Genomic DNA, 17,936 nt, shown 5'->3' with positions numbered 1-17,936 from the left:
ACCCCGTCACCGACCGCGGGACCGGCCCGGAGACGACAGCGAAAACAGCCCGAACAGAGGGATGACGACGCCTCCCGACGACTTGTCATTACGTAAGTTAAAATGTTATCGTGCGTCAACATACTTTGTGCTTTGCGTCCATAAACACGGCGCCGGATCTCGATTTTCCCTCAATGATAACAGCAGGATAAATTCTTCACATGGCACAGAAGGACGAACCGAAGCTCAAGATCGGCGTGGTGGGGTGCGGCAATATCTCACTTGCATACATGCGCAACGCTCCGCTTTTCCGCGGCGTCGAGATCACGGCCTGCGCGGACCTCGATATCGAGGCTGCTGGGCGCCGTGCCGAGGCGTTCGGGCTGCGCGCCACGGATGTCGATTCCCTCATCGACGACGAGGATATCGACCTTGTCCTCAACCTGACCATTCCCGCAGCGCATTTCGATGTTTCGATGCGCGCGCTTTCGGCCGGCAAGCATGTCTTCACGGAAAAGCCGCTCGGCGTGACGGCCGACGAGGGCCGCAAGCTGGTCGATGCGGCGGCTTCCAGGGGGCTTGCCATCGGTTCGGCGCCGGACACCTTCCTCGGCGCCGCCGGACGGCATGCCCGCCGCCTGATGGAAGCGGGCGCCATCGGCAAACCCGTCACCGGCACCGCCTTCATGATGGGCCGCGGAATGGAGCACTGGCATCCCGACCCGAGCTTCTACTACCAGCCCGGCGCCGGCCCGGTGATGGACATGGGACCCTACTACCTCACCATGATGGTCAACCTGATGGGGCCGGTGCGCCGGGTGCAGGCGGTCGCCACCAGCGGCCAGGAGGAGCGCCTCATCACCGCCGACGGCCCCAAGAAGGGTACATCCTTCAAAGTCGGCACGCCGACCAGCCTGCTCTCGCTCCTGGAATTCGCATGCGGCGCGACCGTCACCTTCGGCGCCTCCTGGGACGTGTTCCGCCACTCCAATCATCCGATCGAGCTGCACGGCACGGAAGGGTCGCTGCGCCTGCCCGATCCGGACAATTTCGGCGGGGTTGTCGCCCTGTCGCGCCACGGCGCGCCGTGGGAGGAAACGGATACGGCGGACGCGCTGTTCGGTGCCGTCAACTGGCCAGTCGCGCTGCCGGATCGCGCCAACTACCGCATGCTGGGCCTGGCGGATCTCGCCCGGTCCATCGTCGAGGGACGGGCGCCCCGCGCCTCCGGCACGCTGGCGCTGCACGTGCTCGAAGTCATGGAGGCAATCCTGCGCGCCGGGGAGACCGGCGTCGGGCAGACGATTGCCGGCAAGACGGAACAGCCGCGCGAACTGCGCGAGGACGAAGCGCGGAGCCTCTTGGCATGACCGGCCTCGACCCGTCCGCCGCGCGCGCCCTCGCCTGGCCGGGCGAACCGGAAAAACCCGTCGAGGACTGCACTCCCGAGGAGGCACGCAGGCAATATCTCGATGGTTTCGCCAGCAAGCAATGGCCGCCGGAAACCGTCGGCGAGACGGTCGAGCGGCATGTGCGCGGCATCCGGGTGAAGATCTGGCGCGGTCGCGGCGCACCGCCGGACGCCGCGCCCGCCCTGCTCTACCTGCACGGCGGCGGCTGGGTGATCGGCGCGCCGGAAACGCACGAGGATATCTGCCGCGTGCTTGCCAATGCGGCAGATGCCGTGGTCATCTCCCCGGACTACCGCCTGGCGCCCGAGCATCCCTTCCCGGCAGCCATCGAGGATTGCGCGGCCACCCTTACCTGGATGCACGCGGAGGCTGCCGGCCTCGGCATCGATCCGGCCCGCATTCTCGTCGCCGGCGACAGTGCCGGCGGCAATCTGGCCGCCGTGACGGCGCTCATGGCGCGGGACGGGCAGGTTCCGGCCGTGATCGGCCAGGTGCTGATCTATCCTGTCACGGATCAGGGCCAGGCCTCGGACAGCTACCGCCGCTATGCCGCCGATTTCGGCCTGACTGCGGAGGCCATGCGCTGGTTTCGCGACCACTACCTGCCGGACAAAGCCAGCCGGATGACCTGGCAAGCCTCGCCGCTGCATGCTCCCTCGCTGCACGGCCTTGCGCCGGCCTTCGTCGTGCTGGCCGGCCATGACGTGCTGTTCGACGAGGGGCTGGCCTATGCCCGGCGCCTGGAGGCGGAAGGGAGCGCATGTTGCCGCGTCTGGCCAGGGCAGATCCATGGATTCGTCTCGATGGGGCGTGCCATCCCGGAAGCCCGCGAGGCCCTGGACGCGATCGTCGCGGCGTGGCGGGGGATGGATCCCCGCCTCGGCGCCGGCGCCCGGCCGCCCCGGACCGAGGACCTCAGGCAGACTCCCGCATGACGAGGGTCGCCTCGAGGATCACCCGGGGCGTTGCCACCTTGCGGTCGGCCCCGTCGTCCTCGATGCATTTCAACAGGAGCTCGACGGCCCTGGCCGCGATTTCGGGGGCGTTCTGCGCCATCGTGGTCAGCGACGGGCATGTGTAGCGGCTGAGCGGATGGTCGTCGTGGCCGGCGATGCGGATATCGCAGCCTTCCGCACGCCCGATCCTCAACCCCGAGGCGAAGGCGGCCGCCATCGCACCAAAGGCGAAACGGTCATTGGCGCACAGCAGCGTCTTTCCCGGCAGCCCGCCCCTTGCGAGCATGCGCTGCATCTGCTCATAGCCGAGCCGCTCGAACTCCCAGGACGGCGCCGATTCGCACTCGATCACGAGCGGCTCATGCCCTTCGCGGAGCATCGTCGCGCGATAACTTTCCGTCCGTTCGCCGGCATTGACCATCATGTGCGGCACGTCGAGGAATACGGGAGGTTCGCCCGAGCGACACAGGTACTGCACGATCGCCGCCACGCTCTGCATGTTGTCATTGCCCACGAAAGGCAGGTCGAACGCCGACGGGCTGTCGAAGCAGACGACCGGGATGGCGTCGGTCAGGCGCCCGAGGGCCGAGCGGCGGGAGCCGGCCCCGAGCGGCGCGACGATCGCGCCCGCCACCTTGAGCGAGAGGAGCGTCCGCACCGCCTCCTCCTCGAGCTCGGGCCGCGTGTGGGAGGACAGCTGGACCGGCCAGAATCCCTTGGCACGCAGTTCCAGCTCGATAAGCGAAACCACCTGCACGTAGAACGGGTCGGACATGCTGGGCACGAGAATACCGATATTCTTCGTCCGCTTGCGGTTCAGGTGCCTGGCAAAGAGGTTGGGCTCGAAGTTCGACTTCTTCAGCGCGGCCTCGATGCGCTTGCGCGTCACCTCCTTGATCTGCGTCGGGTCGTCGAAATATTTCGACAATGTCGGACGCGACACGCCGCAGGCAGCGGCAAAATCATCCATTGATCTGTAAGTCTTTTTGGCCATTCCAATCCTCATTGCGGGGCGGCACCTGACAATCTCGCATCATAGGCCGTAACGCCGCAAGGGGTGCAGAATTGCCGCTGCAGCAGCGAACTTTCGTTTGTTTACGAAAGTAAAGAAAAAACACATCACAGGCAACAGAAACCGCATCAGGAAGTTCACGCGCGCAAAATTTTTTTTACTTTTGAAATCATTATCTTGATCTATTTTATATGCCATTCACTACGCATTTCATAGCAAGCCCCGTTGACAGTCGGATCGTTCCGGCAGCCTACTCACGGCACGATCTTGGGAGAGGATCGATCACCTGAAAGTCTAACGGGAGGCAGACATGAATTTCAGAAAGCTCAGCAAGACTCTGAAGGCCGCCGCGGCGGTCTGGGCGCTCTGCGCCGCCTCGGCCTTTGCCGACACCACCATCGAGTTCATCCAGTGGTGGGAGCCCGAAATGCCCGCCGGCGCCCTGCGCGGCATCATGGACGATTTCGAGGCGAAGAATCCCGGCATCAAGGTGACGCTCGTCAGCGGTCCCTATGCCACGACCCGCGACCAGATCGTCGTCGGCGCCGCCTCCGGCACGCTCAGCGATGTGGTGGGCCTTGACGGCGCCTGGGTCAACGGCCTCTCGAAGCAGGGCGCCATCGCGTCCATGGACGAGCTGATGGAGAAGGCCAACTACGACAAGAGCCAGATCGCCGACATCGTCAAGGTCGACGGCAAGAGCGTCATGTTCCCGCTGGCCTCCTTCGTCTATCCGGTCTTCGTCAACATGGACATCGCCGCGGCGGCGGGCGTCGAGACGATGCCGTCGACGCGCAGCGAGTTCGCCGAAGCCGCCAAGAAGATGACGGATGCCTCGAAGAACCAGTACGGCTGGGTGCTGCCGCTGTCGCTGCAGTCGCCGAGCGGCATTCAGAACGACGTCATGTCCTGGGTCTGGTCGTCCGGCGCCTCGATGATGAAGGACGGCAAGCCGGATCTCGAGAACGAGGCCGTCGTCGGCACGCTGGAATATATCGAGAAGCTGAACAAGGACGGCGTGATTTCCCCCGGCATCTTCGCCAAGAAGGAGCAGGACAAGGTCGAGGAGTTCGTCAACGGCCGCGTCGGCATGATGGTCGACACGCTCGCCCACGTGAACCTGATCCGCGAACGGAACCCGAAGCTGAATTTCAGCATTTCCGCCCTGCCCGCCGCCGACGGATACACCGGCAAGCGCGGCATGCCCTACGCCTCCTGGGGCATCGGCATCAGCGAGGGCAGCGCCCACAAGGAAGAGGCCTGGAAGCTGGTCGAGTTCCTGATGAGCCCGGAGGTCAACGGCCGCCTCGTTTCCATCGCTAACGCCTTCCCGGGCAACGTCCACGCCAAGCCCGACTTCGTGACCTCCGACCCGATCTTCGCGGAAGCCTTCAAGATCTACCAGAGCGGTTATCCGGCTAATGAATTCGTCGGCCTTCCGGTCGCCGAGGAGCTGATGCGCAACATGAATGTCGAGCTGCAGAAGATGTTCGACGGCGGCCAAAGCGCCAAGGACGCCGCCGCCAACACGCAGAAGGCCTGGCTCGCCAAGTTCTAAGCCGGCACATGCTCAACGACACCGGCAGCGCCGATTGCGCCCTGCCGGTGTCCGTCGTCAATTCCCGGCAGATCGGACAATCCCGCCATGAACCGTTCCATTACGGCCCTGGCCCCAGCGCCGCGCAAGGCAGGCAAGAAGGGCAGGCTTAGCTACAAAACGCTCCGCAAGCTGGTGCCGTATCTCTACGTGACCCCGGCAACGCTTCTCCTGGTCCTGCTGATGCTCTTCCCGATGGCGATGGTGCTGCGCTACTCGCTGATGGACGGCGCCATCATGAAGCGGGACGCCGCGTTCGCCGGGCTTCAGAACTACATCACCATCTTCCAGAACCCGGTCTTCTGGCAATCCTTGTACCAGACGCTCTACTTCACCATCATGAGCGTGGTCTTCCATTTCGTCCTCGGGCTTGCCTTCGCGCTGCTGCTCAACACCAACCGGGTGAATCCGACGATCCGCAGCATCCTGCGCGTCCTCTTCATCCTTCCCTGGCTGTTCACCGCCGTCATCATCGCCATCATCTGGCGCCTTCTGCTCGACCCGAACGGGGTCGTCAACAGCGTGCTGATGGCCTTGCATATCATCAACTTCAAGGTGGAATGGTTCTCGTCCACCAGCACCGCGATCCATGCCCTGACCTTCGCCAACATCTGGGCGGGCTATCCGCTCTTCATGGTCAGCCTGCTCGCCGGCCTCCAGGGCATATCGAAGGAACTCTACGAGGCGGCCGGCATCGACGGCGCCAACGAATTGCAGAAGTTCTGGTACATCACCATTCCGCAACTGATGCCGATCATCATCAGCATTTCCCTGCTCGACTTCATCTGGACCATGCAGGTATTCCCGCTCGTCTGGATGACGACCGGCGGCGGGCCGATCTACGCGACGGAAATGCTCTCCACCTTCACCTACAAGCTCGCTTTCGCCCAGTACGAGTTTTCGCTGGCATCGGCGAGCGCCATCGTCATCCTCATCATCTCAATGAGCGTGACGTATTTCTACATCAAGCACCAGCAGCGCAGGTAGACGGCATGGCAAGAAAACGGTCCTTCAAGAACTCGGTCCTGCCGACGCTTCTCACCTATGCAGGCCTAGCCGTCGGCCTGGTCTTCGCGGCCTTCCCGATCGTCTGGATGGTCTTCAGCTCCCTGAAGTCCAACACGGAGATCTTTGCCCTGCCGCCAAGATTGCTGCCGGACGACTTTACGATCTCGGCCTATCTGACGATCTTCAACGATCCGACGAAAGTGCGCTTCTTCATCAACAGCTATTTCGTTGCCGGCGTCGTGACGGTGCTGACGCTCTTCATCGCGATCCTCACCGCCTACGGCTTCAGCCGCTATTCGTTCCGCTTCAAGAACACGCTGAACATCTTCATCATCAGCACGCAGACGGTGCCGCCGATCACCCTCCTCATCCCCTATTTCGGCATGGTGGTGGCATTCCGGATCTTCGACACTTATCTGGCGCTGATCCTCACCTACCTGGTCTTCACCCTGCCCTATGCCGTGCTGTTGATGACCGGCTATCTGAACACGCTGCCGAAGGAGCTTGACGAGGCGGTGCTTGTCGATGGCGGTTCAAGCTGGACGGCGCTGTGGCGGGTGATCGTTCCGGTATCCACACCCGGCATCGTCGCGACCGCGGTCTATACGTTCCTGCTCTCCTGGAACGAATTCCTCTTCGCCCTCACGCTGACCAAGTCGATGGATCTGAGAACCGTGCCCATCGGAATCCAGCTTCTCATGGGACAACATGCCTTCGAGTGGAACGAGATGATGGCCATGAGCGTGCTCGGATCCCTTCCGCTGCTCGTGTTGTATCTGGTCGCCCAGCGCTACTTCCTGGCCGGCATGACGGCGGGATCGGTCAAAAGCTGAAAGGCAGGCGATGCCCACGGTCGATCTGCCCGGAGCATGTGGGCGCACCCGCATGCCATCGCCGAAGGCCCAGGACGAAGGCGGTTTCAAGGATCGCTTTTCGCCGCACGGTTGATCATGCCGGCGGTGCAGGCTCCTGAAGCGGGGGCGGCTCCGCGAGCCGGGGGCTCTCCTCGTTCGAGAGGTAGCGCTGGTGCAGCATGCAGGCTGCGCCGAAAGCGGGGCCGATCGTCTCGTCGTCGTTCGTTTCGATCGCCGGCAGCGGAAAGCTCGCTTCCTGCATGGCCTGGATGTAGTGGAGCACACGCGCCGCCATCAGCGGATAGAGCGCGGCGACCGAGCCGCCGAGCACGATGCGGTCGGCATCGATCATGCGGCAGGCTTGGATGAGGCCGAATGCCAGGGCGCGGGCCCATCGCTCCGCGATCGCCACGGCACCCGGCACGCGGTCGCGCACATCGGCGAGAAAGGCGGCGAATGTCAGCTCGCCGGCCGGCGCGGTCGACCGGTAGTCCGTCAGGATGCATTCGAGCCCGAGCACCTCCTCGAGGCTCCGCTCGGGCGCATCCCCGCCCTGCACCCGCAGGTGGCCGATTTCGCCGGCAAGGCCATGCGCGCCGCGGAAAAGACTGCCGTCGACGATGATGCCGCCGCCGACGCCGCTTTCCATGACGAGGAAGAGCGCAACCCCGGAATGGGGCTCGCTGCGGCCATAGGAGGCGCCGATGGCAAAGGCGTTCGCATCGTTCTCCACCAGAACCGGAAGCGGCACCGGCAGGGCGGCGCGCACGAGATCGGCAAGCTGCACGTTTTCCCAGCCCAGCAGCGGCGCCACGCGGACGCGGCCGTGGCGGTCCATCTGCGCGGGCGCCGCCACCCCGATGCCCTCGCACCGCTCCAGCCGCTCGGGCGACAGGGATTCGAACGCCCGTCCGACAGCCTGCGCCACGGCGGTCCCGACATCGGTGGAGGCGCCCGCGAAGGGAACGGCGTTGGCGCTGACGATCCGCGACGCAAGATCGATCTCGACGGTGGTGATGTGCTCCACGCCGATCTCGACCCCCAGGAACACCGCCGCCTCGGGCACGAGTTCGATCAGGATGCCCGGCCTGCCGGCATGGGCGTGCAGGCCGCGCGCCTGCGCGAGGGCGCCGACTTCGCGCACGAGCCCCTCCTGCGTCAGGCCCGCGACGATGTGGCCGGACGACGAGCGGTTCAGTCCGAGAAAACGGGCCAGCTCGGCGCGGCTGAGCCGCCTGAACCGGTGCAGGGCCCGCATGGCCGCCAGCTCGTTGCGCTGGCGGGTGGCGCGCGAAGCGCCGATTGCACCCACGTCACTCACGGGCACCCCTCCTTGCCCAACGGAACGTCCCGCATGGCCCGTCCCTCAGGCGCGGGCGTTGGTCGCGCGGCGGCGCCTCGCCTCGTCCATCTTGAGGTCGATGAAGCACCTTGCATGCTGCGCCAGCGGCATGTTGTCGGTCCAGGTGTCGCGCCAGATCGCGCAGGCGAGCGACAGGCTCTCGTCGACGACGGCGCTCGAAAAGGATTCGAAGGTGATGTCGCGCCCGTAGTCTATATCGAGCAAGGCGTCGAATATCCGGTCGAAGTCGATGACGCCGTCGCCGAGATAGCCGCGATTGCTCTCGCCTATGTGGAAGTAGCCGATCCTGTCGCCGGCAAGCCGGATGGCCGCCGCCGGGTTCGCCTCCTCGATGTTCATGTGGAAGGTATCGAGGTGGAGGCGGACATGGTCCGAACCGGTCTGCGCGATGAAATCGAGCCCCTGCGCGGTGGTGTTGAGAAGGTTGGTCTCGAAGCGGTTGACGATTTCGAGCACAAGGTCGACGCCGGCCGACCGGGCGATGTCCGCCGTTCTGGCGATCGCCGCGACGCTGTTGTCCCAGCCCGCCCTGGACGGCATGCGCGTGTATTTCGCATGGGCCGAATAGAGGATGCCGCCAAGCTTGCTGCCGCCGATATCCCGCACGGCCCTGACCGCATCGGCCAGCATCCTTTCCCCGGCCTTCACCGTTTCCGGATCCTCGCTCGACACGTCATGGCTGAAAGGCAGACCCATGGTGACCGCGATGTCGAGGTCGAGCGATCCTGCCCGCCTGGCCAGCCGGTCGAGATCGAATTTCTCGGGGCGGAGATAGGCGAACTCGATCAGCTTGTAGCCGCAGGACGCCGATTTCTCCATCGCGTCCTCGAGCATGGCCTGCGTCTGACCGCCTGTCCATACGAAGGAATGAATACCCAGCCGCCCCATGACGCCTCCCCCGGCCCGATGGTCTTGCCATTTATGTTGCTTTATGCAACAAATATATCTCACCTTCGACTGTCAAGAGGCTTTTGCAAAGCGGAATCGAAGGGTATTCGACGGAATAGACTGAGTTGACGAACTCTTCTGCGCTGCAAAAATCATGTTTTGCACCAGCGAAGACTTTAAATCCGGCCCGGATGTGCCGTTCGAGATTAATGTTGACAGCATTTTTATTCGTGAATTAATTCGTAATATTAAGCAACATATAGGCTGCTCCAGTGCCGGAACCGGAGCGGGAAATGCGCGAACGGCCCTTCGGAGGCTGATGTTCCCTTCTTGCGGAGGACTTCCGGGCATCGCGGCATGTTCGGCAGCGAGGCGGTCCGGCGCTGGCGGTACGGAAGGGATTTGCCGGCAGGAGTGCCGACCGGGGCACGGGGCTGCCGCATACGGCGGCCGGCCAGTCGACAGGGTCACGGGCTGGGCCGTGTTGGAGGAGGAGCGCGATGAAGGCAGATTTACGGATCGTTCCCGATTTCGAGATGATCATTTGCCCGCCCACGGAATCCTTCCGCTGGAACATGCACGACTATCCCTATTTCGGGGCCAAATGGCACCACCACCCCGAATACGAGCTGCATCTGACGCGCTCCACCTCCGGCGTGATGATGGTGGGCGACTATATCGGCGAGTTCGAGCCGGGCTGCCTGGTGCTCACCGGGCCGAACGTGCCGCACAACTGGGTCAGCGACATCGAGCCCGGCAAGCTGGTGCGCAACCGCGACATGCTGATCCAGTTCACCGCGGAATGGGCAAACCGGGTGACGGCCCTCTGCCCGGAACTCGGCTGCATCCGCCCCCTGTTCGAGGATGCGGTCTACGGCGTGGAATTCCGCGGGGCGACGGCGATGGCCGGCCGGCGCCTGCTTGCCCAGATGGGATCGGCGCGCGGCGCCGAGCGCATCGTGCTCTTCCTGCAGCTGATGATTACGCTCGCCGGCGATCCGGCCGACCGGCGCCGGCTTTCGCGCCTCGCGCCCGCCGCAACGCAGGTCGAGCCGCCGCCGGAGCTGGATTCGGCGATGCGCTACGTGCTGGAAAACTACAGCCAGCAGATCGACCTTGCCGCGGTGGCGCGCCATTGCCGGCTCGAGCCGCAGGCCTTTTCCCGCCTGTTCAAGCGCCAGACGGGCCATACCTTCGCGCGCTATGTCATCCTTGCGCGCATCTATGCCGCCTGCTCGCTGCTGACCCAGACCTACCGGCCGATCACCGACATCTGCTTCGACGTGGGCTTCAACAACATCGCCAACTTCAACAGGCAGTTCTTCAAGATCTGCGGGCGAACGCCATCCGACTACCGGCGCAACGCCCACAAGATCGGCACCGACTCGCGTCCTGATCCCTTCCGGGAAATCCGCGCCTATTCCGCCGGCATGACCGCCGTCGGCGGAAAAGTATAGGTCGGCCGCAAACCGCGCGTGGCAGCGTTTTTTAGCCAGCACTACTCTTGGCGCACGCTCATGGGAATTGCTTCTCGGGACGGAGCCTGAGCCGAAATCCCCTGATCGCAGACGAAGCCGCCGGACACGGGAGGAGCCGTGTGACCGGATGCTTCGGGCACCGTCCGGAATGCCGGACGCCAACAGCCCTGCCGGAACCGTCGGCGGGCGGGATCATTCAAGGAGGAGTGTATGATCAGGAAATCTGGAATTGGACTGGCGGCCCTCACGCTCGGCCTGCTGGCGAGCGTGATATCCGCAAAAGCCGACTTCTGGTCGGATGCCGGCGCGAAATACCAGGGCGTCGTGCTGCACGGCGTCACCGAGAGCACGCCGCCGTCGAACTACATCAAGGACGTGCTGGCACCGGAATTCGAGAAGAAGACCGGCATCAAGGTCGAGATCGAGACGACCTCCTGGGACCAGATGTACGACAAGGCCATCAAGGACATGGAAGCCAAGACCGGCATCTATGACATGGTCTATATCGAGCAGGACATCATCTACGCCTATCTCGCACGCAACTTCCTGGTCAACATCACCCAGTCGCTCAAGGACGATGCGTCGCTGAAGTCGCCGGATTTCGACGAGACGCATTTCACGACCTTCGCCAACTACTTCAAGAACACGGACGGCGATCTCTTCGGCGTGCCGATGGAGGCCTTCATCAAGGTCTATCTCTACCGGACCGACCTCTTCAACGACCCGAAGATCCAGGAGGCCTTCAAAGCCGAGACCGGCAAGGACCTGAAGCCTGCGACCACGCATGAGGAGTACACGCAGATCGCGGAATTCTTCACCAAATACGGCAAGGACAACGGCCTCGAACTGTGGGGCACGACGGCCCAGGCGCATACCGGCCATCCGGCGTCCTGGTACGAGTTCTTCGAGTCGATCGCACCGACCTTCGGGGTCTACAACTGGGGCATCGACGCCGGCAACAACTATGCCGCGACGGTCGCGAACGGCGGCCAGATGAACAGCGACAAGGCCAAGGCCGCGCTGAAATACTGGCTGCACCTGCGCGACATCGCACCGCCGGAATCGGCCGCCTCGACCTGGACGGAAGTCGGCACCACATTTGCCGCCGGCCGCGTCGCCCAGGGCCTCGTCTACGGCGAGAACGCCGCCTGGATCGCTTCCGATGCGGAAAAATCGCGGGTCGTGGGCAATGTGGGCGTGGCCCTGCCTCCGACGGATGCGGCGGTCCTGGAGGAAGTGAAGGGCGGCACCGGCTATCTCGGCTACTATGACGGCGGTGCCTTCGGCCTCCCGATCACCTCGAAGAACAAGGAGGCGGCCCTGCTCTTCCTGCAGTTCATCGGGCAGGATTCGGTACAGGCGGACTGGGCCGTCGCGGCGCCGCGCATCACCAACACCGCGACCTATGACGACCCCAAGGTCATCGAGATGGACAAGCAGCTGAACGGCTACTACTCGATGCTCAAGAACGAGGGCAAGCTGTTCGCCGGCGCACCGCCCTTCCCGTTCCACGCGCAGGTCCGCGAAGCCACCGCGCCGATCTTCTACAGCATCCTGCTCGGCGAGATCGGCCCCGACGAAGGCCTCGACCAGATGGCGGCCAAGGCCGAAGAGGAACTGACCAACCTCGGCTATCGCAAGTAGCTCGGCAGAGCCTGCGTCCGGACGGCACCTCCCAGGATCGCCGCCCGGACGCAGCCGTCTTCGCGGCAGGCCGCGGCCTGCTCCTGTTGCCTCGGGAGACCGCCTTCATGCGTTCGAACACGGTGGGCTGGCTGATGCTTGCCCCGACGATTGCGATCCTCGCCGTCTTCGGCATCGCGCCCTTCATCTACGTGCTCTACGTCGCCTTCCACCACTGGAATCCGTTCGGCGCGGACCCTCTCATGACCTATAACGGCGCGAACAATTTCCGCCGCCTGGTGTTCGACCGGGAATTCCTGCTGTCGATCGCCGTCACGATCAAGTTCGCCTTCTTCGCGGTCGTGAGCGAGATCATCCTCGGCTATCTGCTGGCGCAGCTGTTCATGCGCGAGTTTCCCGGCCGTGGCCTGTTCCGCACCGTCCACACGCTGCCGCTGATCGTGGCGCCCATCGTCGTTGGCTCCGTCTGGCGCCTGATGACCACGCCGTCGATCGGCATCATCCCCTACCTGCTCAAGACCTGGTTCGGCTACGACCTCAATATCGGCCGGGACGCCGGCGCCGCCTTCCTGCTCACCGTCATCATGGATATCTGGCACTGGACGCCGCTGGTGACGCTGACGCTGCTCGCGGCCCTCCTGTCCCTGCCCAAGGAGCCGTTCGAACAGGCCCAGATCGACGGGGCGAACCGCTGGCAGATCTTCTGGCACATCACCTTGCCGATGATCCGTCCCGCCATCCTCGCCACCGTCTTCATCCGTCTCATGGACGCGCTGCGCACCGTCGACGAGGTCTGGATGCTCACCTCCGGTGGGCCGGGCGCGGCGACCCGCTATGTCGGCCTGCACATCTGGAAGATCGTCTTCCCGAAGACGGATTACGGCTACGGCGCCGCCATATCGGTCATCGTCCTCTACCTGACGCTGGTCATGTGCTGGCTGCTCTATGTGGCGCTGGTCGCGCCGCGCCAGAAGAAGGAGGCCGAATGATGCGCCAGTCGAGCCCCATCCTCTACCTCGTCTTCTGGATCTTCCTCAGCCTGCTGACACTGTTTCCGATCTACTGGCTGTTCGTCATCTCGGTGAAGCCGGCGGTGGACCTGTTCACCACGCCGAGCCTGATCCTCGATACGGTCTACTGGAACAATTACGTCAAGGTGCTCTCCAACGAGACGATCCGCCGCTACATGTACAATTCGCTGGTCATCTCGACCAGCAATGCGGCGCTGGTCACCGTGCTTGCCTTCATGGCCTGCTATGCGCTGTCGCGCTTCGATCTCGCCGGCAAGGAGAACATCTTCTTCTGGACGATCACCAACCGCATGGCGCCCGCCGCCGTGTTCCTGCTGCCCTTCTTCCTGCTGTTCACCCAGGTCTTCACGATCGGCGACTGGAAGCTCTACGACACCAAGATCGGCATGGTGCTGCTCTATTGCACCTTCAACCTGCCCTTCGCGATCTGGACGCTCAGGCCCACCATGGACGGCATACCGAAGGAACTCGACGAGGCGGCGACGGTCGACGGCGCCACGACGTGGCAGGTCATCCACGAGGTGGTCTTCCCCCTCGCCCGGCCCGGCCTCGCGGTGACCTTCATCCTCACCTGGGTGTTCGCCTGGAACGAGTTCCTGCTGGCGGCCACGCTCACCAGCTTCAACGCCCGGACCATCACCACGGGCCTTTCGGAATACGTGACGACGACCGGCACCGAATGGGGCGCGATGGCCTCGATAGCCGTGATCACGCTGATCCCGGCCCTCATCATCTTCTCGATGGTGCAGCGTCACATCGTGGCGGGCCTCACCTTCGGCGCGGTCAAGGAGTAGGCCATGGAGCATCATGTCGACCCCGATACCGCCGAGGACCGCCAAACCGATCAAAGGCCGGCGCGGCGCACCGGCTTCCTGCCGATCAGGACGAACTGGTTCGACCGGCTCTTCGTCGGGATCTACCTGTTCGTCGCGCTGGAGCTGTTCTGGATGCGGTTCCTGGAACAGTCGATCCCGCTCACCGTCTGCCACGTCCTGGCGATCGCGCTCGGGGTGCTGATCGTCTGGCGCGGCTGAGGCATTTCCTCAAGCCAGGATGGAATGGAACGATGAAATCGCTTGTTCTCGAAGAAAGATTGAAGCTGTCGCTCAGGGATTTCCCGATCGAGCGCGAGGAGGTCCTGGGGCCGCGCGACGTGCGCATCAAGCTGCACACCGTCGGCATATGCGGCTCGGACGTGCACTACTATACCCATGGCGGCACCGGCGTCTTCCAGGTGAAGGCGCCGATGATCCTCGGCCATGAGGCCTCCGGGACCGTGATCGAGACAGGCCCGGACGTAACCGGCCTTGCGGTCGGCGACCGCGTCTGCATGGAGCCGGGCATTCCCGACCCCAACAGCCGCGCGACCCGGCTCGGCCTCTACAATGTGGACCCCGCCGTGCGCTTCTGGGCGACGCCGCCGATCCACGGCGTGCTGCGCCCCACCGTCGTCCATCCGGCCGACTTCACCTTCAAGCTGCCGGACAACGTCTCCTTCGCCGAGGCGGCGATGGTCGAGCCGCTCGCCGTCGGCGTGCACGCCGCCACCAAGGCGCAGGTGAAGCCGGGCGACATCGCACTCGTCATCGGCGCCGGCCCGATCGGTCTCGTCACCGCGCTTTCGGCGCTCGCGGCGGGTTGCGCCCGCGTCTTCGTCAGCGATATCGACGATGCGAAGCTGGAGATCGCCGCAAAGCTTGGCGCGATCGTCCCGGTCAATGCCCAGCGACAGGACCTGGCGGCGGAGATCCTGAAGGCCACCGACGGATGGGGCGTCGAGATCGTCTTCGAATGCTCGGGCCATCCCAAGGGCGCGGAAGGCGTGTTCGATCCGCTCTGCCCCGGCGGGCGCGTCGTGTTCATCGGCTCGCAGGTGCATCCCGTCCAGTACTATGTCGGCAAGGCCATGGTGCGCGAGGCGCGCGTCGAGCATGTCTTCCGCTATGCGCATGTGTTCCCGCGCTGCGTCGCCATGCTGTCGTCCGGCGCAATCGACGTCAGGCCGCTGATCACCCGCAATTTCAGCTTCGACGAGAGCGTCGAGGCCTTCGAGATCGCCGCCGCCGCGCCGAAGGGCGAGGTGAAGATGCAGATCCTTCTGCCCCAATGAGGAAGACACATGGCTCAGGTCGCCGTCAGGAATGTCGTCAAGAAATACGGTAGTCTCCAAGTCATCCATGGGGTGAACATCGATATCGCCGACGGCGAGTTCGTCGTGCTCGTCGGCCCGTCCGGCTGCGGCAAGTCGACCCTGCTCAGGATGATCGCGGGGCTGGAAAGGATCTCCGGCGGCGAGGTCGATATCGGCGGGCGCGTGGTCAACGACGTCCTGCCCAAGGATCGCGACATCGCGATGGTGTTCCAGAACTACGCGCTCTATCCGCACAAGACGGTGGCCGAGAACATGGGCTTTCCGCTGAAGCTGAAGGGCCGGCCGAAGGACGAGATCGCCGCCAAGGTGAAAAAAGCCGCCGAAATCCTGGCGCTGGAAAAGCTGCTCGACCGCTATCCCAAGCAGCTTTCCGGCGGCCAGCGCCAGCGCGTCGCCATGGGCCGCGCCATCGTGCGCGATCCCCAGGTGTTCCTGTTCGACGAGCCGCTGTCCAACCTCGACGCCAAGCTGCGCGTGACCATGCGCGTCGAGATCAAGGAACTGCACCAGCGGCTGAAGACCACCACGGTCTATGTGACGCACGACCAGATCGAGGCCATGACCATGGCCGACAAGATCGTGGTGATGCGCGACGGCCATGTCGAGCAGATCGGCGCGCCGCTCGATCTCTACGATCGGCCCGCCAACACCTTCGTCGCCGGCTTCATCGGCTCGCCGGCGATGAACTTCGTGCTCGGCAGGCTCGAAGGCCGGGACGGCGAAACGGTGTTCGTCAGCGACCACGGCACGGTCCTGCCGGTGCCGGCCGGGACCGCGCCGCGCCCGGAACCCGTGGTCTACGGCATCCGCCCCGAGCATATCGACCTGCGCCCCGGCGGGATCGCGGCCACCATCTCGGTGCTGGAGCCTACCGGTTCGGAAACCCAGATCTTCGCGCGCATCGGCGAGGACCCGCTGAACGCCGCCGTGCGCGACCGCGTCGCATCAAGGCCTGGCGAGACGATCCCGCTCTCGATCGACCGCCAGCGCGTCCACCTCTTCGACCGCCAGAGCGGCAAGCGTATCTGAAAGGAGAAGCGCCGTGTTCTTCGAGAAATTCCGGATGGACGGCCAGGTCGCGGTGGTGACCGGCGGCGGGCGCGGCATCGGGCTTGCCTGCTGCGAGGCACTCGCCGAGGCCGGCGCCAAGATCGTCATCATCGACCGGGAGGACGCGATCGCCGAGGCCGGCAGGGAGGCCTTGGCGAAAAAGGGCCATGATGCCGACGCGCATGTGCTCGACGTGACCGATTCCGCCGCCGTCGGCCGCATCGCCGATGCGATCGTCGAGGCGCATGGCCGCGTCGACACGCTCGTCGCCAATGCCGGCATCGCCCGCACCGGGTTTGCCGCCGAGGACACGCCGGACGAGGTCTGGCTCAGCGTCAACGACGTCAACTACAACGGCGTCTTCTGGTGCTGCCGGGCCTTCGGCCGGCACATGCTGCGGGCCGGGCGCGGCGCGATCGTCAATATCGGCTCGATGTCGGGCTATATCGTCAACCGCCCGCAGATGCAGTCCTACTACAACGCCTCGAAGGCGGCGGTGCATCATCTCACCGCCTCGCTTGCCGCCGAATGGGCGGATCGCGGCGTGCGCGTCAACGCCGTCGCGCCGACCTATATCGAAACCGAGATGACCAGGACCGTGGTCGACAAGGCGATGATGGACATCTGGATCCGCGACACGCCGATGGCCCGCATGGGCCAGCCGCATGAAATCGCATCCGTCGTGCATTTCCTGGCCTCGGACGCGTCGAGCCTGATCACCGGCGCGACCGTGAAGGCGGATGCCGGTTTCACCTGCTGGTAAAGGAGGAAAACATGGATTTCACGGGCAAGCATGTGATCGTCACCGGCGCCGGCAAGGGCATCGGCAGGGCAACCGCCGTGATGCTCGCCCGGCGGGGCGCGAAGGTCGTGGCCCTGACACGCTCGGCCGCCGACCTCGAAAGCCTGGAAAAGGAAATCGGCTGCGACTCGATCCCGGTCGATCTCGCCGATGCGGCGGCAACGCGCGCCGCGGCCCTCAAGGCGCTGCCGGCCGACTACTTGGTCAACTGCGCGGGCACGACCGAGCTCGAACCCTTCCTCGACGTCTCGGTCGAGAACTTCGACCTCCTCTATGCCGTCAACACCCGGGCGCCGATGATCGTGGCGCAGGAATATGCGCGCGACAGGGTGGGGAAAGGCGCAAAGGGTGCGATCGTCAACGTGTCGAGCGTCGCGGCCTTTGTCGGCATTCCCGACCATGCCGCCTACTGCGCCTCGAAATCCGGCCTCGACGGGCTGACGCGGGTGATGGCCAGGGAGCTCGCGCCGAAGGGCATCCGCGTCAACGGCGTGCACCCGACCGTCACCCTCACCCCCATGGCGGTCAAGGCCTGGAGCGACCCGGACAAGGCCGCAGGCATGCTCGGCCGCATCCCGGTCGGCCGCTTCGCCGATCCCGACGACATCGCCGAAGTCATCCTGTTCCTGCTGTCGGACGAGGCGGCAATGGTCAACGGCCTGTCGATGCCGGTCGACGGCGGCTACACGATCGCCTGAACCCCGCTGGAG

At 64.4% G+C, this 17,936-nt stretch carries 17 protein-coding genes; 14 read left to right on the top strand and 3 right to left on the bottom strand.

From position 1 onward, the window contains the following. Nucleotides 1-200 precede the first annotated feature (200 nt). A complete protein-coding gene (locus WMC41_RS07675; RefSeq protein ID WP_432347580.1) occupies nucleotides 201-1,349 on the top strand; it encodes a Gfo/Idh/MocA family protein in 1,149 nt (382 codons plus the stop codon). After that, on the top strand, nucleotides 1,346-2,326 hold the full coding sequence (locus tag WMC41_RS07670) for an alpha/beta hydrolase (RefSeq protein ID WP_432347578.1): 981 nt from the start codon (nucleotides 1,346-1,348) through the stop codon (nucleotides 2,324-2,326). The genes WMC41_RS07675 and WMC41_RS07670 overlap by 4 nt, the downstream gene beginning before the upstream one ends. Here the strand turns inward: WMC41_RS07670 and WMC41_RS07665 are convergent. Further along, entirely contained in the window at nucleotides 2,307-3,341 is a 1,035-nt protein-coding gene (locus tag WMC41_RS07665; protein WP_432347576.1) for a LacI family DNA-binding transcriptional regulator, read from the bottom strand. The genes WMC41_RS07670 and WMC41_RS07665 overlap by 20 nt on opposite strands. Nucleotides 3,342-3,669: 328 nt before the next feature. Here WMC41_RS07665 and WMC41_RS07660 point away from each other — a divergent pair, with 328 nt between their 5' ends. The 3 genes from WMC41_RS07660 (at nucleotide 3,670) to WMC41_RS07650 (ending at nucleotide 6,797) form a co-directional block, all read left to right on the top strand. Beyond that, nucleotides 3,670-4,917 carry an ABC transporter substrate-binding protein gene (locus WMC41_RS07660; protein WP_244765716.1) on the top strand — a complete coding sequence of 416 codons (1,248 nt, stop codon included), beginning with the start codon at nucleotides 3,670-3,672 and terminating at the stop codon, nucleotides 4,915-4,917. Between the two features lie 87 nt (nucleotides 4,918-5,004). Next, nucleotides 5,005-5,943 carry a carbohydrate ABC transporter permease gene (locus tag WMC41_RS07655; protein WP_432347575.1) on the top strand — a complete coding sequence of 313 codons (939 nt, stop codon included), beginning with the start codon at nucleotides 5,005-5,007 and terminating at the stop codon, nucleotides 5,941-5,943. A gap of 5 nt (nucleotides 5,944-5,948) precedes the next feature. Then, complete coding sequence (locus tag WMC41_RS07650) at nucleotides 5,949-6,797, top strand: carbohydrate ABC transporter permease (RefSeq protein ID WP_244765718.1); 849 nt, start codon at nucleotides 5,949-5,951, stop codon at nucleotides 6,795-6,797. 115 nt (nucleotides 6,798-6,912) lie between these two features. On the opposite strand, the gene WMC41_RS07645 is transcribed toward WMC41_RS07650, so the two are convergent. Next, complete coding sequence (locus WMC41_RS07645; protein WP_432347574.1) at nucleotides 6,913-8,139, bottom strand: ROK family transcriptional regulator; 1,227 nt, start codon at nucleotides 8,137-8,139, stop codon at nucleotides 6,913-6,915. A 45-nt stretch (nucleotides 8,140-8,184) separates the two neighbouring features. Further along, nucleotides 8,185-9,069: a sugar phosphate isomerase/epimerase family protein gene (locus WMC41_RS07640; RefSeq protein WP_432347573.1), complete on the bottom strand. Its 885-nt coding sequence runs from the start codon at nucleotides 9,067-9,069 to the stop codon at nucleotides 8,185-8,187. A 500-nt stretch (nucleotides 9,070-9,569) separates the two neighbouring features. On the opposite strand from WMC41_RS07640, the gene WMC41_RS07635 reads away from it, so the two are divergent. The 9 genes from WMC41_RS07635 (at nucleotide 9,570) to WMC41_RS07595 (ending at nucleotide 17,924) form a co-directional block, all read left to right on the top strand. After that, the gene (locus WMC41_RS07635; protein ID WP_432347571.1) at nucleotides 9,570-10,526 is read left to right on the top strand and encodes a helix-turn-helix domain-containing protein; all 957 of its coding nucleotides are present in this window, start codon (nucleotides 9,570-9,572) and stop codon (nucleotides 10,524-10,526) included. A 231-nt stretch (nucleotides 10,527-10,757) separates the two neighbouring features. Next, a complete protein-coding gene (locus tag WMC41_RS07630; protein ID WP_432347570.1) occupies nucleotides 10,758-12,191 on the top strand; it encodes an extracellular solute-binding protein in 1,434 nt (477 codons plus the stop codon). 107 nt (nucleotides 12,192-12,298) lie between these two features. Next, nucleotides 12,299-13,180, top strand: a complete 882-nt coding sequence (locus WMC41_RS07625; protein ID WP_244765723.1) for a carbohydrate ABC transporter permease — start codon at nucleotides 12,299-12,301, stop codon at nucleotides 13,178-13,180. Further along, nucleotides 13,180-14,016 (top strand): carbohydrate ABC transporter permease, encoded by an 837-nt coding sequence (locus tag WMC41_RS07620; protein ID WP_432347568.1) that lies wholly within the window; start codon nucleotides 13,180-13,182, stop codon nucleotides 14,014-14,016. The genes WMC41_RS07625 and WMC41_RS07620 overlap by 1 nt, the downstream gene beginning before the upstream one ends. 3 nt (nucleotides 14,017-14,019) lie before the next feature. Continuing rightward, nucleotides 14,020-14,256 carry a DUF2160 family membrane protein gene (locus WMC41_RS07615; protein WP_272805223.1) on the top strand — a complete coding sequence of 79 codons (237 nt, stop codon included), beginning with the start codon at nucleotides 14,020-14,022 and terminating at the stop codon, nucleotides 14,254-14,256. A 32-nt stretch (nucleotides 14,257-14,288) separates the two neighbouring features. Then, the gene (locus tag WMC41_RS07610) at nucleotides 14,289-15,332 is read left to right on the top strand and encodes an NAD(P)-dependent alcohol dehydrogenase (protein ID WP_432347567.1); all 1,044 of its coding nucleotides are present in this window, start codon (nucleotides 14,289-14,291) and stop codon (nucleotides 15,330-15,332) included. Nucleotides 15,333-15,341: 9 nt separating this feature from the next. Then, nucleotides 15,342-16,403, top strand: coding sequence for an ABC transporter ATP-binding protein (locus WMC41_RS07605; RefSeq protein WP_432347566.1), 1,062 nt, complete (start codon nucleotides 15,342-15,344; stop codon nucleotides 16,401-16,403). A 13-nt stretch (nucleotides 16,404-16,416) separates the two neighbouring features. Further along, the gene (locus WMC41_RS07600) at nucleotides 16,417-17,187 is read left to right on the top strand and encodes an SDR family NAD(P)-dependent oxidoreductase (RefSeq protein WP_432347564.1); all 771 of its coding nucleotides are present in this window, start codon (nucleotides 16,417-16,419) and stop codon (nucleotides 17,185-17,187) included. An 11-nt stretch (nucleotides 17,188-17,198) separates the two neighbouring features. Then, nucleotides 17,199-17,924 (top strand): SDR family oxidoreductase, encoded by a 726-nt coding sequence (locus WMC41_RS07595; RefSeq protein WP_432347562.1) that lies wholly within the window; start codon nucleotides 17,199-17,201, stop codon nucleotides 17,922-17,924. Nucleotides 17,925-17,936: the final 12 nt, after the last annotated feature.

Origin of the sequence: Shinella yambaruensis (genome assembly GCF_050859155.1) — a bacterium.
Lineage (GTDB): Bacteria > Pseudomonadota > Alphaproteobacteria > Rhizobiales > Rhizobiaceae > Shinella > Shinella yambaruensis.
Note: the sequence above shows the minus strand (reverse complement) of the source record. Positions and strands in the feature narration are given on the sequence as shown.

What these genes read in the sequence shown, in the direction of transcription:
- WMC41_RS07615 (WP_272805223.1), top strand. Translation starts at nt 14,020, where the DNA reads ATGGAGCATCATGTCGACCCCGATACCGCCGAGGACCGCCAAACCGAT.
- WMC41_RS07660 (WP_244765716.1), top strand. Translation starts at nt 3,670, where the DNA reads ATGAATTTCAGAAAGCTCAGCAAGACTCTGAAGGCCGCCGCGGCGGTC.
- WMC41_RS07635 (WP_432347571.1), top strand. Translation starts at nt 9,570, where the DNA reads ATGAAGGCAGATTTACGGATCGTTCCCGATTTCGAGATGATCATTTGC.
- WMC41_RS07675 (WP_432347580.1), top strand. Translation starts at nt 201, where the DNA reads ATGGCACAGAAGGACGAACCGAAGCTCAAGATCGGCGTGGTGGGGTGC.
- WMC41_RS07610 (WP_432347567.1), top strand. Translation starts at nt 14,289, where the DNA reads ATGAAATCGCTTGTTCTCGAAGAAAGATTGAAGCTGTCGCTCAGGGAT.
- WMC41_RS07605 (WP_432347566.1), top strand. Translation starts at nt 15,342, where the DNA reads ATGGCTCAGGTCGCCGTCAGGAATGTCGTCAAGAAATACGGTAGTCTC.
- WMC41_RS07655 (WP_432347575.1), top strand. Translation starts at nt 5,005, where the DNA reads ATGAACCGTTCCATTACGGCCCTGGCCCCAGCGCCGCGCAAGGCAGGC.
- WMC41_RS07670 (WP_432347578.1), top strand. Translation starts at nt 1,346, where the DNA reads ATGACCGGCCTCGACCCGTCCGCCGCGCGCGCCCTCGCCTGGCCGGGC.
- WMC41_RS07625 (WP_244765723.1), top strand. Translation starts at nt 12,299, where the DNA reads ATGCGTTCGAACACGGTGGGCTGGCTGATGCTTGCCCCGACGATTGCG.
- WMC41_RS07630 (WP_432347570.1), top strand. Translation starts at nt 10,758, where the DNA reads ATGATCAGGAAATCTGGAATTGGACTGGCGGCCCTCACGCTCGGCCTG.
- WMC41_RS07650 (WP_244765718.1), top strand. Translation starts at nt 5,949, where the DNA reads ATGGCAAGAAAACGGTCCTTCAAGAACTCGGTCCTGCCGACGCTTCTC.
- WMC41_RS07665 (WP_432347576.1), bottom strand. Translation starts at nt 3,341, where the DNA reads ATGGCCAAAAAGACTTACAGATCAATGGATGATTTTGCCGCTGCCTGC.
- WMC41_RS07620 (WP_432347568.1), top strand. Translation starts at nt 13,180, where the DNA reads ATGCGCCAGTCGAGCCCCATCCTCTACCTCGTCTTCTGGATCTTCCTC.
- WMC41_RS07595 (WP_432347562.1), top strand. Translation starts at nt 17,199, where the DNA reads ATGGATTTCACGGGCAAGCATGTGATCGTCACCGGCGCCGGCAAGGGC.
- WMC41_RS07640 (WP_432347573.1), bottom strand. Translation starts at nt 9,069, where the DNA reads ATGGGGCGGCTGGGTATTCATTCCTTCGTATGGACAGGCGGTCAGACG.